The sequence below is a fragment of the Rhodococcus globerulus genome, assembly GCF_019334125.1.
Classification (GTDB): Bacteria; Actinomycetota; Actinomycetes; order Mycobacteriales; family Mycobacteriaceae; genus Rhodococcus_F; species Rhodococcus_F globerula.
Genome location: NZ_CP079698.1, coordinates 4,259,155 through 4,273,542, shown reverse-complemented (window position 1 = coordinate 4,273,542; position 14,388 = coordinate 4,259,155). Strand labels below are relative to the sequence as shown.

Below are 14,388 nucleotides of genomic sequence, written 5' to 3'. Positions count from 1 at the left end.
GTGATCGTTTCGTGCTGACTACATATGTCGGGTCGGAAGGATTATCCAAGCCGCTTGCCGGGTGGAGAAGACCGTTAGATCCAAGGCGCTCAGGTGGCGCCGATCAATTAGAGGGCGCCGGGAGGCGCCAATGAACTTCGAGGAGTGTTGACCGTGGCCAAGGGCAAGCGGACGTTCCAGCCGAATAATCGCCGCCGCGCGCGTGTTCACGGCTTCCGTCTTCGTATGCGTACCCGTGCGGGTCGTGCAATCGTTTCGGCGCGTCGCCGTAAGGGCCGCGATTCCCTGACAGCCTGATCTGATTCTGAGATCAGGAGCTCGGGGTGTTGCCTGAGCCGTACCGGTTGCGCCGCCACTCGGATTTTTCCGTGGCGGTGCGACGTGGTCGTCGTATGGGAAGACGCGACCTTGTCGTGCACGCGTTTGATCGCGAGCAGGTAGAGGCGTTGGTAGTAACAAATCACGGTCCCCGATTCGGGCTGATCGTGAGCAAGGCTGTCGGGCCGGCGGTGATTCGACATCGAGTCGCGCGCCGGCTTCGTCATATATGTGCAGACCTCGCACAACAGGTTTCACCGGAAACCGATGTGGTTATTCGTGCACTTCCAGGTAGCGCGAGCGCCAGTTCCGATGAGTTGGCCAAGCAGTTGCGCGCAGGTCTGGGCAAAATGAATCTATTGGTGTCGGTAAGTGAAGAGCCATGAGTACTCCGCTCGATGAGCAGATCGAAACTCCCTCAGCCTCCCGTTTTCTGACGGTTTTGAAGGCTGTGCGTCGCGCTCCCGCCACTGTTCTCATCTTCTGTATCGAGTTGTACCGGACGTATGTGTCGCCCCTGCGGATGCCGACCTGCCGGTTCACCCCCACGTGTAGCGAGTATGCGGTGGATGCCCTCCGTACGCACGGGGCGATCAAAGGCCTTTTCTTGACTGTGGTGCGGTTGGCGAAGTGTGCCCCCTGGCATTCTGGAGGGTGGGACCCCGTTCCGCCCCGTCGTGGCCGTGATGCGGGTTGCCGCCACCGCGGTCCTATGGACGAACAGAGGAGTACTTAGAGCCGTGCTCAATTTCATTTACTATCCGGTCTCCGCGATTCTGTGGGTCTGGCACAAGGTCTTCGGCTTTGTGTTCGGCGCAGACAGCGGTTTCGCCTGGGCACTCGCAGTGGTGTTCCTGGTGTTTACGCTGCGTGCGGTTCTGTACAAGCCGTTCGTGAAGCAGGTCCGCACCACCAGACAGATGCAGGAACTGCAGCCGCAGATCAAGGCTCTGCAGAAGAAGTACTCAGGTGACCGTCAGCGTCAAGCTGTCGAGATGCAGAAGCTCCAGAAAGAGCACGGATTCAACCCGATCATGGGTTGCCTCCCGGTCTTGGCTCAGGCACCCGTCTTCATCGGTCTGTTCCACGTTCTACGTTCGTTCAACCGAACCGGAACCGGTATGGGTCAGCTGGGTATGGATCCCGCTACGAACGCCAGCACGCCTAACTACGTGTTCAGCGCTGCGGATGTGCAATCCTTCCTGGACGCACGTCTGTTCGGTGCACCGATCTCGGCTGCGATCACAACCCCAGTCGCACAGCTTCAGGCTTACGTCACCGAGAACGTTCCCGAGTTGCCGTCACGACTGAACATCATCCTGGTTGCAGCTCCGCTGATGATCATCGCGAGCATTGCTACGCACTTCAACTCCCGCGCATCCGTCGCCCGCCAGTCCGAAGCTGCCGCAGCGAATCCACAGTCCGCGATCATGAACAAGCTCGCGCTCTACGTTTTCCCGCTCGGTGTTCTGGTCGGTGGACCGTTCCTGCCTATCGCAATTCTTCTGTACTGGGTTGCCAACAACATCTGGACCTACGGCCAGCAGCACCTCGTCTTCCGCAAGATCGATGCCGAAGAAGAAGAGAAGAAGCAAGAAGCGATCTCACGTCGAAACGACAATGCTCCCAAGCCCGGTGCTCGCCCGAATCCCGCCAAGAAAAAGGGATCTCCGGCAGCACTGAGTGCGACGGAATCATCAGACGAATCCGAGTTGCCCGAGGTATCTCTCAACAAGGCCGACAAGCCAGCGACCAAGCCCACCGGCTCGGGGGGTGGCGGCGCTTCGTCGAAACCGAAACAGAACCGGCCACAGAGCAATCGCGGTAACTCCCCCAAGCGCAATAAGCGGCGCTGATCGAGGAAAGAGAACGACCAATGTCCAGTGATGCTGACACCGCTTTGGATGGAGAAAACGCAGACGTGAGCACTGAAATCGCTGCGCCCGTTACCGACGTCGACGTCGAAGATTCAGACATCGACGATTCTGACGACGACCTGATCGAAGAAGGCGAAATCGCCGGCGATTACCTCGAGCAGTTGCTCGATGTACTCGACTTCGACGGTGATATCGACCTGGACGTCGAGGGCGATCGTGCGATCGTCAGCATCGACGGCGGGGACGATCTGACCAAGCTGGTTGGCCGTAAGGGCGAGGTTCTCGACGCTCTCCAGGAATTGACCCGCCTTGCCGTCCAGCAGTCCACAGGCGAACGTAGCCGCTTGATGCTCGATATCGCCGGGTGGCGCGCAGGCCGTCGTGAAGCACTCAGTGCCCTCGGTGCCGAGGCTGCTGCACGTGTTCTCGAAACCGGTGAGCGTGAAGAACTGGCGCCGATGACGCCGTTCGAACGCAAGATCGTGCACGACGCCGTCGCCAAGGTGAAGGGCGTATCGAGCGAAAGTGAAGGCGCTGAGCCGTCACGTCGAGTGGTTGTCCTGAAGGACTGACACTCCCCCAGCAGTACGAGAATGCGAGCCCCGGATTCGATCCGGGGCTCGCATTCTTTTTGCATTTTCCGGCAATCGGTTTCACGTGAAACGGTCGCGGAAACGGCACCCTCTTCTGGTATCTCGTGAACGATCACCTCGTTGCCGATATCCGTCACCACGGCAACGAATGTGACAGTCCGTGTGTCGAGCCCGAGGAGCCAACTGACCGAGACACCTCGTTGGCGGGGGCACTTGGGGCGGTAGATCGCGTACAACCGTCGATGATTGCTTGCCTGACGAAGTCGAGATCGATCAGGTCATCTTCGGGACCGATCTGTGACGGCAGAAAGCTCGTTAGGGCGAACGGTATTCGAATCACAGTCGGTTTCGGCGGAGGTACCGGCGGAGGTACCGGCGGAGGGCTGTCGCTGTAGTCGACGTCCCATATGAGCGCGCCTTCCTCGAAGGTCGGAAGCAGGCCGGAATGTTCGGTGCCCGATTCGATACTGATCCGAACCGAATCGACATAGTCCGTCAACGACGCCGATACAGGATTGCAGTCATCAGCGACCTCCCAGCCGAACTCGCGAACGAAACCTTGTTGCTGCCGAGCGACCTGAATCCAGTCGTCGCCGAGTCCTTCAGTGTCATGGAGTGTTTCCGGATCTCGGCAGTATTTATGGTTGGCGACTAATTCGTCGAGACCGAGCAAACCGAAGTTCGGGAACAGGCTGCCGATGAAGTCCCCTCCCCCGGTCGGCTGTTCCTGGCCGTCATGAAGTGAGTAGAACCCGCACCCATGTACGTGAGCCACGAGTCGGTAAGTGTCATTTTCAGAATGTCTGGGGCGGGATGAATGCGCCGGATGGTTTCACGTGAAACGCCTCACCTCAAGTTCAATGAATTAGACAGTTTTCGGGATGAAATTTCCCCATAAAGGAACCCCGCTTAGTTTCGTCACTGTGATGATACTGCTCGAGGGGTATCTCTCTTTGAATGGGCATGTTTCACGTGAAACCTGGCGCGACCGCGAATGAGTTGGCAGACTCACAGCGAGTCGACGCGTAGAAGTGAACACTTGTCGGCGATAACACGGATAATAACTTTGGTCTTGATTGTTGATTTCGCGGTATACGCGGGAGGATGTTTCACGTGGAACAAAATGGTGCGGCGTCGGTTGACTGGGATGAACAAGCGACTGCGCGCGCTGTGTTCGGCGATCGATACGACATTGCAGAACGCTACTACCAATCTCTGGCAACGGACGGCGTTGAGCGTGGGCTCATCGGACCTCGCGAGGTGCCGCGACTCTGGGAACGTCACTTGCTCAACTGCGCTGTTATTGGTGAGTTGATCGCCGAAGGTGAGTCTGTTGTCGACGTAGGAAGTGGAGCCGGGTTGCCGGGTATCCCTCTCGCAATCGCGCGGCCGGACCTCAAAGTCACCCTGGTTGAACCGCTTCTACGACGGTCTGTGTACCTCGCCGAGTTCATCGAATCCAACGGATTGGATGTTCTGGTGGTCCGGGGGCGCGCCGAAGAATCTGGCGTAGTGAAGGAAGCCGGCGGTGCCGACGTAGTGACGTCGCGTGCTGTTGCGCCGTTGGAAAAGCTGGCCCGTTGGTCACTCCCCCTCATTCACGAGCACGGTCGGATGCTTGCGCTGAAGGGTTCGAGCGCTGCGGAAGAGATCGAGCGCGACCGAACCGCGTTGACCAAACTCGGCGCGGGCAAGTTCGAAATACTCGAGTGTGGATCCAAATTTCTCCGGACACCCACCGTCGTGGTCAAGGCCGAGCGTCTCCCCAAACGGCGTCAGCGATGACGAAGGAAGTACACATGATGAGAGCACGCAATGGTCGATTCGCAATCGAAGGAGCAGTCAATGTCGGGTCGATCTGAAGCCGTGGTTTCACCGGAAATTGTTACTACGTCCGAAACCGCTCCGTCGCCGGAGACCGCTGTTTCACGTGAAACAGCAACACCGCAGCCGAGCGTGAACGCGGATCCGGTGATCAATGACGACGAGAATTTCACGGCTCCCTATTCCGAGATCTCCTCGGAAGAGACTCCGATCGGCGCTGCCGCGCATCGCGCAAGCCAGGTGCTGCACCCGCACTCGGTGACCCTGCCAAAGCCCGCTTTCCGTCGGGTCATCACGATCGCCAACCAGAAGGGTGGCGTCGGCAAGACAACAACAACCGTCAACCTCGCTTCTGCGCTCGCCCTTCAAGGGCTTACCGTCCTCGTGGTCGATTTGGACCCTCAGGGCAACGCCAGCACCGCTCTGGGCGTCGTTCACACCTCGGGTACCCCTTCGAGCTATGAGCTCCTCATCGGCGAAGTGAAGGCCGTTGACGCGGTTCAGACAAGCCCGCACAGTGAACGGCTTCTCTGCATCCCCGCGACAATCGACTTGGCCGGCGCCGAGATCGAACTGGTGTCGATGGTGGCTCGCGAGAATCGTCTCAAGGGCGCGCTCAACGACAAGGTGCTCGCGGAGCTGGACGTGGACTTCGTCCTCATCGACTGCCCGCCGTCTCTCGGCCTTCTGACCGTCAACGCGATGGTCGCGGCCAAGGAAGTTCTGATCCCGATTCAGTGCGAGTACTACGCCCTCGAGGGTGTCGGCCAGTTGCTGCGAAACATCGAATTGGTGCAGGCACACCTGAATCCCGATCTGCATGTCTCGACCGTTCTGCTGACGATGTACGACGGCCGCACCAAGCTCGCCGACCAGGTGGCAGAAGAGGTGCGTAAGCACTTCGGCGACACCGTTCTCCGGGCTGTGATTCCCCGAAGCGTCAAGGTTTCCGAAGCTCCGGGCTACGGCATGACCGTTCTCGATTACGACCCGGGTTCACGCGGGGCGATGAGTTACCTCGATGCCGGCCGCGAATTGGCCGGACGCTCTGTCACCACTACGACGCAGGAGCAGTGAGATGAGCCAGGCACGTAAAGGCGGATTGGGCCGCGGCCTTGCCGCACTGATTCCTACCGGTCCGGCCACTGCACCCGGACTGGGGGCGGCAGCAGCGGATCTCATCATCGGCGGCGAAGTGGGAGGCGGTGACATCGGAAGCCGTGAAAACGGCGGCGAGAAGGCCAACCCCTCCCCTCCCCCACCGAAGACAGCGGCCCCCAAAACCGCAAAATCCAAAGCTGGCGCCGCAAAGACTGCAGTGCCGACCGCGGATGAACTCGAGTCTGAACTGACATCCGCCGGCGCTGTCTACCTCGAGATCGAACCGAGTCTGATCGAGACCAACCCGAAGCAGCCGCGTCACGTCTTCGACGAAGAAGCACTTGCGGAGTTGGTGCATTCCATCCGTGAGTTCGGTTTGATGCAGCCGATCGTGGTTCGCCGCAACGGCGACAAGTACCAACTTGTCATGGGTGAGCGCCGCTGGCGCGCGAGTCAGGAAGCCGGCCTCGAGAAGATTCCGGCGATCATTCGTGAGACCGACGACAACTCGATGTTGCGTGATGCGCTCCTCGAGAACATTCACCGTGTTCAGTTGAATCCCCTCGAGGAGGCTGCCGCGTATCAGCAGTTGCTCGAAGAATTCGAAGTGACGCACGAGGAATTGGCGAACCGTATCGGTCGCTCGCGCCCCGTCGTGACCAACATGATCCGTCTGCTGAAGCTGCCGGTGGCTGTCCAACGACGCGTCGCTGCTGGCGTCCTGTCGGCCGGGCATGCTCGTGCATTGCTCTCCCTCGAGGCGGGTGCCGACGCTCAGGAAGTGATGGCGGCGCGCATCGTGGCGGAAGGAATGTCGGTCCGAGCGACAGAAGAAGCTGTCACTTTGGCCAACCGCGCAGACAGTGAGATCGCTCCCCCACAGAAGCGGAAGCCGATCATGATGCCGGGTCTGCAGGATGTGGCGGAGCGGTTGTCCGACTCGTTCGACACCCGCGTGACGGTCAGTTTGGGTAAGCGGAAGGGCAAAATTGTGGTCGAGTTCGGCTCGGTGGATGACCTTCAGCGCATCGTGGGCATGATGGAAGCGCAGAAATCGAACAAGTGACGAAACATCGACATCCATCCATACCAGCTAGTTTCGTCACTGTGACAAAATGTTGATGCTGAGCGGTTCCTGGAAGTGAAATACTTTGAACCGCAACAGTTTTGATGTGGCGGGTGCAGCGGCAGCGCAGACGGAGTTGTGGTGGCTTATTCTGGAGAAGGAAAACGCGTCGGGTAGGGCAAAAATGTGCGGCGGAGACCTAAATGTTCGGCAGATACCAAAATTGAGATCGCGACCTACGGAAGTGAGTTAGCCAGTGTCGACTCACGTCATCACATCGCTGCGGCTTGACGGTCTCGATCAACTTTCGGCACACGCTCGCCGCTGTGTGTTCTGGGAGATGGATCCGGCGGCCCTTCACGATGCGCGGGGATTCTGCGATCAGGAATTCGAAAAAGAAGCGTGGCTGTCGATGGTTATGCTCGAGTGGGGATCCTGCGGCCAGGTCGCGGTCAAGGACGGCAAACCACTCGGCAGCGCTCTCTACGCCCCTCCCCGCACCATTCCGCGCGCCCAGATGTTCCCCACCAGTCCCGTCAGCTCTGACGCCGTTCTGCTGACCAGTCTTCGGCTGGAGCCGTCGGGCGTCGAGGAAAGCCTCGGGCCGGCCCTCATTTCCGCTGTCGTGACCGATCTCGTTCGACGCGGTGTCCGAGCCCTCGAAGCTTTTGGTATCCGCGCACATGAGCAGGAGTCGGCGTCGGATATCGCGTCGGCAACTGCAGCATTGGAATGTTCACCGGAGGAATGCATGATCAGCGCAGATTTCCTCGAGGATTACGGCTTCGAGGTTGTTGCGCCCCATCATCGGTACCCACGCTTGCGGCTCGAACTCGATCGGGACCACGAGTGGAAAGTCGACGTCGAGGAAGCCCTCGATCGACTCCTGCAGGCCGCGGCCCTCGAGATGATTCAGGTCGGTGAACTGACACGCGTGTGAGTAACGCGCGTGTCAGTTGCGGTCGGATACCGAAAGTTCTTCTGCAAGAAGCTCGGCAAACGTGAACGTGCCGGTGGGCTGATCGTCCTGGCCAAGCAGGTACAGGCGTTTGACCGAAATCAGGATGGCCTCGGCGATGGTGTCACGCATGCGCGGATTGGTAAGCACCGCAGCATCATTCGCGTTCGAGAGGTATCCGAGGTCGATCTGTACCGTCGGCATGTTGGTCAGTCGCAGCAATTCCCACGTGCGACCATGAGTCCTGTTGTCCTGCAACGGAGTTCGGGCAACGATCTCGCGCTGGACAAACCCCGTGAGAATCTGACCGATCTTCGAGACCGAACCGTGTGAATTTCCGAAATGGAAACTCGCCACACCGTTTGCGGACGGGCTGGGATTGCTGTCGCACCGCAGCGAGATCATCAGGTCTGCGTCGAACGCGTTGGAAGTTGATGCCCGATCAGCCTCTGACGGATCGACATTGTGCGGCCGCGAGAGGAACGTCTCCATTCCGGTTGCAGCCATACGCCCCTCGAGGCGCATCGCAAGATCCCACAGCACATCGGACTCGGAGATACCGTTCACAATCGCTCCGGTGGACGGGCCGCCCAGACCGGGATCGATGACGATCCGCTTTCCACCCAGCTGCGGGCCCTTGCGCCGCACCAGTTCTTCCTCGCTGATCGCGTGGGGTGAACCGCCAGTGACACGAGTTCCGAGAAGGTCGAGCGAGCGCAGAGTCTGGGGGCCGCAGATGCCGTCGGCGGCGATGCCGATCTCACGCTGGAAGGACGACAACGACTCGTGCGTCATCGGCCCGAAGAAGCCGTCGACGCGCCCCGAGTAGAAGCCGAGATCCTGGAGTTTGGTCTGTAGTGCTGCCACGTCGTCGCCGTACAGCGGAGCGGACAGCTGGTAGATCAGAGTGCGGGCGCCTAGGCGGTACGACGCCTCACGAATGGACCGATACGTTGCCGGGCCCACGATGCCGTCGACAAGTAGCCCACGTTGCTGCTGGAAGGCACGAACGGCGCTGTCGAGGTGATGATCGAAGATGACGTCCGGCGCAACCCAATGGGCACCGTCGCCGCTTTCACGTCGAATGCTGGACGGGATGTGGTGCAGATATCCCAGCTTCGTCAATGTGCCCCGAATCTCGGCGACGGCCGGGCCGTGATCACCGTGTCGGAGTCGATGCATGCGTGAAAACCTCTCGGATCGGCAAAAGAATTCGATCGATGTGCCTGGAAGTGGATCTGATCAGGCACATCGATCGATTATCTCAGAAAACCTGGGGATTGCGAGAATCCCCTACGTTCACAGGGTACTCAGAGTACGTCCGAGAGTTCCTTGAGCAGCGCGGCCTTGCCCTTTGCGCCGACGATGGTCTTGATGGGCTGTCCGTCCTTGAACAGGATCAGCGTCGGGATCGACATGACCTGGAAGTCGCGGGCTGCGGCCGGGTTGGCGTCGATGTCGAGCTTGGCGATGGTCAGCTTGTCGCTGTTCTCACCGGCGATTTCCTCGAGAACCGGGGCGACCATCTTGCACGGGCCGCACCAGGTTGCCCAGAAGTCGACGAGAACGGGCTTGTCGCTGCCCAGGACGTCCTGCTTGAAGGAATCGTCGGTGATGGTGACGGTATTCGACACTGTTACTCCTCGAGGGTTGGGTACGACAGCTGGGTGAATCAGGGGGCGCCGACGACGTCGACGGCGTGACCGGCGGCATCGAGGGTGTTTGCGGTGATGTCGCCGCGGTCGGCGAGCCAGCGTTCGGCGTCGATCGCAGCGGAGCATCCGGTGCCGGCAGCGGTGATGGCCTGACGGTACGTGTGATCGACCAGGTCGCCGGCCGCGAAGACGCCGTCGACCGAGGTTGCGGTGGAACCGGGTGCAACGCGGACGTAGCCGGCGTCGTCGAGGTCTACCTGGCCCTTGACGAGTTCACTGCGGGGGTCGTGGCCGATGGCGACGAACATGCCGGTGATCTCGAGGGTGGAGGTCTCGCCGGTCACGGTGTCGCGGACCACGAGGCCGGTGACACTGTTCTCGCCAAGGACCTCGAGGGGTTCGGCGTTGGTGAGGAAGCGGATCTTCTCGTTGGCCTTGGCGCGCTCGAGCATGATGCGTGAGGCGCGGAACTCCTCGCGGCGGTGCACCAGGGTGACCGAGCGGGCGAAGCGGGTGAGGAAGGTTGCTTCTTCCATGGCGGAGTCGCCGCCGCCGACCACGACGATGTCCTGGTCACGGAAGAAGAAGCCGTCGCAGGTGGCGCAGGCGCTGACGCCGCGGCCGAGGAGACGCTCTTCACCGGGAATCCCCAGGTAACGCGCTGCGGCGCCCATCGCGAGGATGATTGCGTGCGCGGCGTAGGTTTCGCCGTTCGCGACGACGGTTTTGATCGGTCCGCTCAGGTCGATCTCGTCGACGTCCTCGGTGCGGATGTCGGTGTCGAAGCGCAGAGCCTGCTCACGCATCTGTTCCATCAGGTCCGGTCCCATGATTCCCTCGCGGAATCCGGGGAAGTTCTCGACCTCGGTGGTGGTCATGAGGGCGCCACCGAACTGCGTTCCCTCGAACAGCAGGGGCTGGAGCTCAGCGCGCGCGGTGTAGACACCAGCGGTGTAGCCGGCCGGTCCGGAACCGACAATGATGACGTCATGGACCGCGGGCGTGGTTTCCAGCTGGGTGGTCATGCGAGCCTTCCAATAGTGAGTGCAGACCCTCCGCTTCTTGGAGAGCCGTACCGATCAACACCAGGATAAGGGGTGTTGTTCCCGGGCCCGGCGCAAAAGTGGTCAGGCGCTCAGCTGGGGTCGTGTGCATACGGTGCGACCAGGGCGCCAGCACTGCGGCGCACCTGATCCGGATCGGTGCCGCGTTCGATTTGTCGGACCCCGGTGTGAACTATCGCGTTGATCAGTTCGGCAGTGACGGCGGGGTCGCGTGCGCCGAGTTCTTGCAGCGTGTGCAGCAGCGGAGTGACAAGATCGCCGTGCAGTGCCCGGCTCTTCTCATCGAACTTCGGGCCGGGTGCGATTTGGCTCAGCGACGCCGCGATCGCGTGTTCTCCGTCTGCGGCCAGGATCAGATTGGCGTCGACGTACGCGAGGATGCGACCGGCGGGGCCGTCGGCCTCCGCCATGGCCTCAGCCAACTTCTGCGACCACCGCGGGAATGAATCCTCGACCAGTGCGTCGAGTAGGTCCTGCCGGGAGTTGAAGTACTGATAGACGCTCGATCGGGCCAGTCCGGCGCGCCTGGCTATCTCACCGAACGACGGGATGTCCGCGGTTCCTTCGGCAAGAACCTCGCGGGCAGCGTTCAGGAGCGCACGACGCTGCGCTGCGCGATGCTCGCCGACGGTAGCGGCGTTGATGCGTGGCACGTGAACTCCTTTCGTACGCTGCTCGGTCGTCGAACAGCCTAGTGGGGAGTTGCGCGCTATGTGGTCGCTGGGCGCAGAGCCTCTCGGACGACGCAGCGCGTGCCGGTGTAGATGGTGGGCATGCACTTGTTGCAGTGGACGCACAGCCCTTCGGAAACCGATTCGGACTGAAACTTGTTGACCAACTGCGGATCTCGAAGCAGTGCCCGAGCCATGGCTACAAACTCGAAACCTTCACCGAGTGCGCCCTTGATGGTGTCGACGCGATTGATACCGCCGAGCAGGATCAGTGGCAGACTCAGCGCCTCGCGGAACTGGCGGGCGAATGGAAGGAAGAACCCTTCCTCGAAGGGGTACTTGGGAAAGAGCGTCGGGCCGTACAACTTGAGACCGTAACCCACGAGTTTGGGCTGGGACGCAACAAATTCCGCCATCGGAACGTCGCCGCGGAAGAAGTACATTCCGTTGAGAAGTGAACTGCCGCCGGTCAATTGCATGGCGTCGAGATGGCCATCGGCTTCGAGGATCTTGGCGATGGGCAGGCTCTGATCGAGCCACAGTCCTTTGGGGACGCCGTCGGACATGTTGAACTTCGCCGTGACTGCAACCGACGGTCCGGCTGCCCTGCGGACTGCTTCGATCACCCGACGCGGATATTCGGCACGCCTGGCGACGGTTCCGCCGTATTGATCATGGCGTTTGTTCAGATTGGGGCTCATGAACGAACTGAGCAGATAGTTGTGGCCGAGGTGCACCTCGATGGCGTCGAATCCGGCGTCGACGGCAATGCGCGCGGTGCGCTCGTAGTCGGCGACAACGCCGCCGAGTTCCGCGAGTGTCGCTCCCTTGACGAGACCCATCGCGGGCGGACTCAATCGCGTCGACGGGGCCAGGGTTTTCGTTTTGTTGGAGAGGGTGTTGGCCACTAGTCCGGCGTGGCCGATCTGTGCTGCGGCGAGCGCTCCTTCGGCGTGGACCGTCTCGGTCAGACGGCGCAGTCCGGGCAGCGCCTGTTCGTTCATGACGAGGGTGTCGCGGTGGACGCGGCCACCGGGTGAGACGGCGCAGTACGCGACGGTGGTCATGGCGGCACCCCCGCGAGCGACCTCGGCGTGGAAGTTGATCAGGTCGTCGGAGATCGCTCCCCGCGGCATCACGCCTTCGAAGGTGGCAGCTTTGATGATGCGGTTCTTCAAGGTCAGCGGCCCGAGACGGGCCGGTTCGAAGATCGTGGGGGTCATGTTCTTCTTCCTGCTTCGGCGGATCCATTACGATGCCAGTGGACTCGTATCTACGACGATATAGCGCCGACGCCAAATCTGTTCGACAATTCGAGACGATGAACACCACAGGATCTGGTCGCCCCCGAGACCCACGCATCGACGACGCAGTCCTCGAAGTCACCCGCACCATGCTGCTCGAGGTCGGCTGGGAGCAATTGAGCGTGCGCGCCATCGCCGCCCGAGCCGGAGTCAGTAGGGCGTCGATGTCGCGTCGATGGTCGTCCAAAGCGCACTTGGTTCTCGGATCGATCCTCGGCGCCACCCCGGATCTGACGCCCTTCGAGGGAACGGATCGCGACGGGTGGATCCGCTGGGTGGTGGCCGGTAGCGCGCAGTTGTTCGCCCGGCCCGAGGTTCGTGCCGCGGCGCCCGGACTATTGGCGGCATTGCGCGATCACGACGATCTACGTAACGAGCTGTGGCGCGGGTTCAGTGGGCCGAGTACCCAGTTGTTCCTGGAAGATTCGGAAGACCGCGACGCCGCACTGTTGGACGCAAAAGCTGTGCTCGTGATGGCGGCCGGCGCTGCGATGTTCTCGAGTCTTATTGCGGTGGAAGATGATACGGAGGAACTCCGCGAGCGCATCCTGGCACTGCTGTTGCCGGTCGCAGAAAAGTGAACTAGCCGATAGTGTTGACGGACAGCGTGTTCGGTTTGTCAGCGCTACATTCCGGGCCGACGGCAAGGATGGTGATCTGACGTGGCTGCGTGCCGCGCAGTAGGAGCACCACGGCTGGGTTGCCGTCGACGGTGACCTCGCCCGATCCGAGAAGTGGCTCATCTTGCGAGAATCCGTTTGCCTGCAGGCAACCTGCCAGTTTGAGTGAATCCTCTAGTGGGCCAAGATCTTTGGATCCGATCAAGGTGAGGAATCTTTCGGGAGTCGGGTTTTCGCTTACGGTAGGAGTGGGTTGCGCAGTGATGACGGCGTTCGGTTCGGTGGGGCGTACCGCAATCAACACAGCCACAACCGCTACGGCTGCTGCAGCAGCGGCACCACCCATCAGTAGCCGGCGTCGCGAGCGGGCGATGGAGATTACATTCGAATCGGAATCATGTTGCGTCTGTTGCTGTTTCCACTCGCTGTCCAATGCGCTGTGGATGCGCGCTGCCAACTCGGGCGGCATGGGCTCGTGCGGGGCGATGCGCTCGTCCCACGTCCGCAGTGAATGACTGACGTTGTCGAGTTTGCTGACGAACGCCAGCGCGTCAGGATCGTCGTCGACGAGGACCCACAAGGCAGCACTGGTTTCGGGGTCGAGAACACCGCCGTGAAGATCGGCCAGCAAGTCTTCGGAGAAAGGTGGGGCAGGAACGTACGAATCGTTCACGAGCCTCCCCTTTCTGCGCGCGGCTACCTGTTCTGGTGCTCACAAAGATTAGACGCGTCGACATCACGATCGGTTCCCTCGGCCACCCAACTCGGCCAATTCGGCGGCTAGACGCTTGCGCGCGCGAGCGCAGCGACTCTTCACCGTTCCCACAGGGATGCCGAGCCGAATTGCGGCCTCGGCTACGGGATAACCCTCCATGTCCACCGCAACGACGGCAGCGCGCTGCTCAGGCGGCAGCAGGGCCAAGGCTTGATCGACGGTCATCCTCATGTCCACGGCTTCGACATGATCGTGAGAATCGCGAGGTTCCTCCACATTGTCGGCGGAGAGCGAAAAGGCTTGGCGTGACTTGTTTCGCCGAATTCGATCCAGGCACGCGTTGACAACTATCGCGTGGAGCCAACTTCGCACAGCGGCATCGCGACGGAACTTGGACGCGTTGCGGTGCGCAGACAGCAAGCCTTCCTGCAAGGCGTCACTGGCGTCCTCGTCCGAATAGCTGGTACGCCGGGCGACGTGCCATAGATGATCCTGATGCCGGGTCAGCAATTCACGGAAAGCATGTGGATCGCCCGCCACATGTGCTGTCAGTAATTCGACATCCGTTACCTCGCCCCCGGTGCCCCCCCGATAAGTGTGCACCGGCGGATGTTAACCCAGG

18 protein-coding genes are annotated in these 14,388 nt (G+C 60.8%); 10 read left to right on the top strand and 8 right to left on the bottom strand.

Annotated features, from left to right (window positions below; all coding sequences use genetic code 11):
• The first annotated feature begins 153 nt into the window (after positions 1-153).
• The 5 genes from rpmH to KYT97_RS19450 are packed head-to-tail and all read left to right on the top strand — an operon-like array spanning position 154 to position 2,767.
• Entirely contained in the window at positions 154-297 is a 144-nt protein-coding gene (gene rpmH, locus KYT97_RS19470; protein WP_003942540.1) for a 50S ribosomal protein L34, read from the top strand.
• Between the two features lie 26 nt (positions 298-323).
• Complete coding sequence (gene rnpA, locus KYT97_RS19465) at positions 324-704, top strand: ribonuclease P protein component (protein ID WP_045066064.1); 381 nt, start codon at positions 324-326, stop codon at positions 702-704.
• Entirely contained in the window at positions 701-1,054 is a 354-nt protein-coding gene (gene yidD, locus KYT97_RS19460) for a membrane protein insertion efficiency factor YidD (RefSeq protein ID WP_072782717.1), read from the top strand. The genes rnpA and yidD overlap by 4 nt, the downstream gene beginning before the upstream one ends.
• 4 nt (positions 1,055-1,058) lie before the next feature.
• A complete protein-coding gene (gene yidC, locus KYT97_RS19455; protein ID WP_033235304.1) occupies positions 1,059-2,174 on the top strand; it encodes a membrane protein insertase YidC in 1,116 nt (371 codons plus the stop codon).
• Positions 2,175-2,194: 20 nt separating this feature from the next.
• Positions 2,195-2,767 (top strand): Jag family protein, encoded by a 573-nt coding sequence (locus KYT97_RS19450; protein ID WP_033235303.1) that lies wholly within the window; start codon positions 2,195-2,197, stop codon positions 2,765-2,767.
• 154 nt (positions 2,768-2,921) lie between these two features.
• Here KYT97_RS19450 and KYT97_RS19445 read toward each other — a convergent pair whose 3' ends face one another.
• Positions 2,922-3,563 (bottom strand): hypothetical protein, encoded by a 642-nt coding sequence (locus tag KYT97_RS19445; RefSeq protein ID WP_219110495.1) that lies wholly within the window; start codon positions 3,561-3,563, stop codon positions 2,922-2,924.
• 329 nt (positions 3,564-3,892) lie between these two features.
• Here KYT97_RS19445 and rsmG point away from each other — a divergent pair, with 329 nt between their 5' ends.
• From rsmG to KYT97_RS19425, 4 genes are all read left to right on the top strand, one after another.
• Positions 3,893-4,573, top strand: a complete 681-nt coding sequence (gene rsmG / locus KYT97_RS19440) for a 16S rRNA (guanine(527)-N(7))-methyltransferase RsmG (RefSeq protein WP_033235301.1) — start codon at positions 3,893-3,895, stop codon at positions 4,571-4,573.
• A gap of 60 nt (positions 4,574-4,633) precedes the next feature.
• Positions 4,634-5,689, top strand: a complete 1,056-nt coding sequence (locus KYT97_RS19435; protein WP_233363932.1) for a ParA family protein — start codon at positions 4,634-4,636, stop codon at positions 5,687-5,689.
• Between the two features lies 1 nt (position 5,690).
• Positions 5,691-6,779, top strand: coding sequence for a ParB/RepB/Spo0J family partition protein (locus KYT97_RS19430; protein WP_219110494.1), 1,089 nt, complete (start codon positions 5,691-5,693; stop codon positions 6,777-6,779).
• A gap of 256 nt (positions 6,780-7,035) precedes the next feature.
• Complete coding sequence (locus tag KYT97_RS19425; protein ID WP_033235299.1) at positions 7,036-7,719, top strand: hypothetical protein; 684 nt, start codon at positions 7,036-7,038, stop codon at positions 7,717-7,719.
• 12 nt (positions 7,720-7,731) lie between these two features.
• Here KYT97_RS19425 and KYT97_RS19420 read toward each other — a convergent pair whose 3' ends face one another.
• From KYT97_RS19420 to nox, 5 genes are all read right to left on the bottom strand, one after another.
• Positions 7,732-8,919, bottom strand: a complete 1,188-nt coding sequence (locus KYT97_RS19420) for an N-acetylmuramoyl-L-alanine amidase (RefSeq protein WP_033235298.1) — start codon at positions 8,917-8,919, stop codon at positions 7,732-7,734.
• Positions 8,920-9,047: 128 nt separating this feature from the next.
• A complete protein-coding gene (gene trxA, locus KYT97_RS19415) occupies positions 9,048-9,371 on the bottom strand; it encodes a thioredoxin (RefSeq protein WP_033235297.1) in 324 nt (107 codons plus the stop codon).
• 38 nt (positions 9,372-9,409) lie between these two features.
• Complete coding sequence (trxB, locus tag KYT97_RS19410; RefSeq protein WP_033235296.1) at positions 9,410-10,417, bottom strand: thioredoxin-disulfide reductase; 1,008 nt, start codon at positions 10,415-10,417, stop codon at positions 9,410-9,412.
• Positions 10,418-10,527: 110 nt separating this feature from the next.
• Complete coding sequence (locus KYT97_RS19405) at positions 10,528-11,109, bottom strand: TetR/AcrR family transcriptional regulator (protein WP_033235295.1); 582 nt, start codon at positions 11,107-11,109, stop codon at positions 10,528-10,530.
• Between the two features lie 56 nt (positions 11,110-11,165).
• Complete coding sequence (nox, locus tag KYT97_RS19400; RefSeq protein WP_219110493.1) at positions 11,166-12,350, bottom strand: 4,4'-dithiodibutanoate disulfide reductase; 1,185 nt, start codon at positions 12,348-12,350, stop codon at positions 11,166-11,168.
• A gap of 98 nt (positions 12,351-12,448) precedes the next feature.
• On the opposite strand from nox, the gene KYT97_RS19395 reads away from it, so the two are divergent.
• Positions 12,449-13,012, top strand: coding sequence for a helix-turn-helix domain-containing protein (locus KYT97_RS19395; protein ID WP_045066051.1), 564 nt, complete (start codon positions 12,449-12,451; stop codon positions 13,010-13,012).
• 1 nt (position 13,013) lies between these two features.
• On the opposite strand, the gene KYT97_RS19390 is transcribed toward KYT97_RS19395, so the two are convergent.
• Entirely contained in the window at positions 13,014-13,724 is a 711-nt protein-coding gene (locus tag KYT97_RS19390; protein ID WP_116104215.1) for an anti-sigma factor, read from the bottom strand.
• Between the two features lie 63 nt (positions 13,725-13,787).
• Positions 13,788-14,369 (bottom strand): RNA polymerase sigma factor SigM, encoded by a 582-nt coding sequence (sigM, locus tag KYT97_RS19385; protein WP_095887541.1) that lies wholly within the window; start codon positions 14,367-14,369, stop codon positions 13,788-13,790.
• Positions 14,370-14,388: the final 19 nt, after the last annotated feature.

Excerpts from the sequence above, each read along its gene's own strand:
- yidD (WP_072782717.1), top strand. The coding sequence starts at position 701 with ATGAGTACTCCGCTCGATGAGCAGATCGAAACTCCCTCAGCCTCCCGT.
- KYT97_RS19450 (WP_033235303.1), top strand. The coding sequence starts at position 2,195 with ATGTCCAGTGATGCTGACACCGCTTTGGATGGAGAAAACGCAGACGTG.
- rsmG (WP_033235301.1), top strand. The coding sequence starts at position 3,893 with ATGTTTCACGTGGAACAAAATGGTGCGGCGTCGGTTGACTGGGATGAA.
- KYT97_RS19435 (WP_233363932.1), top strand. The coding sequence starts at position 4,634 with ATGTCGGGTCGATCTGAAGCCGTGGTTTCACCGGAAATTGTTACTACG.
- KYT97_RS19430 (WP_219110494.1), top strand. The coding sequence starts at position 5,691 with ATGAGCCAGGCACGTAAAGGCGGATTGGGCCGCGGCCTTGCCGCACTG.
- KYT97_RS19420 (WP_033235298.1), bottom strand. The coding sequence starts at position 8,919 with ATGCATCGACTCCGACACGGTGATCACGGCCCGGCCGTCGCCGAGATT.
- trxB (WP_033235296.1), bottom strand. The coding sequence starts at position 10,417 with ATGACCACCCAGCTGGAAACCACGCCCGCGGTCCATGACGTCATCATT.
- nox (WP_219110493.1), bottom strand. The coding sequence starts at position 12,350 with ATGACCCCCACGATCTTCGAACCGGCCCGTCTCGGGCCGCTGACCTTG.
- KYT97_RS19395 (WP_045066051.1), top strand. The coding sequence starts at position 12,449 with ATGAACACCACAGGATCTGGTCGCCCCCGAGACCCACGCATCGACGAC.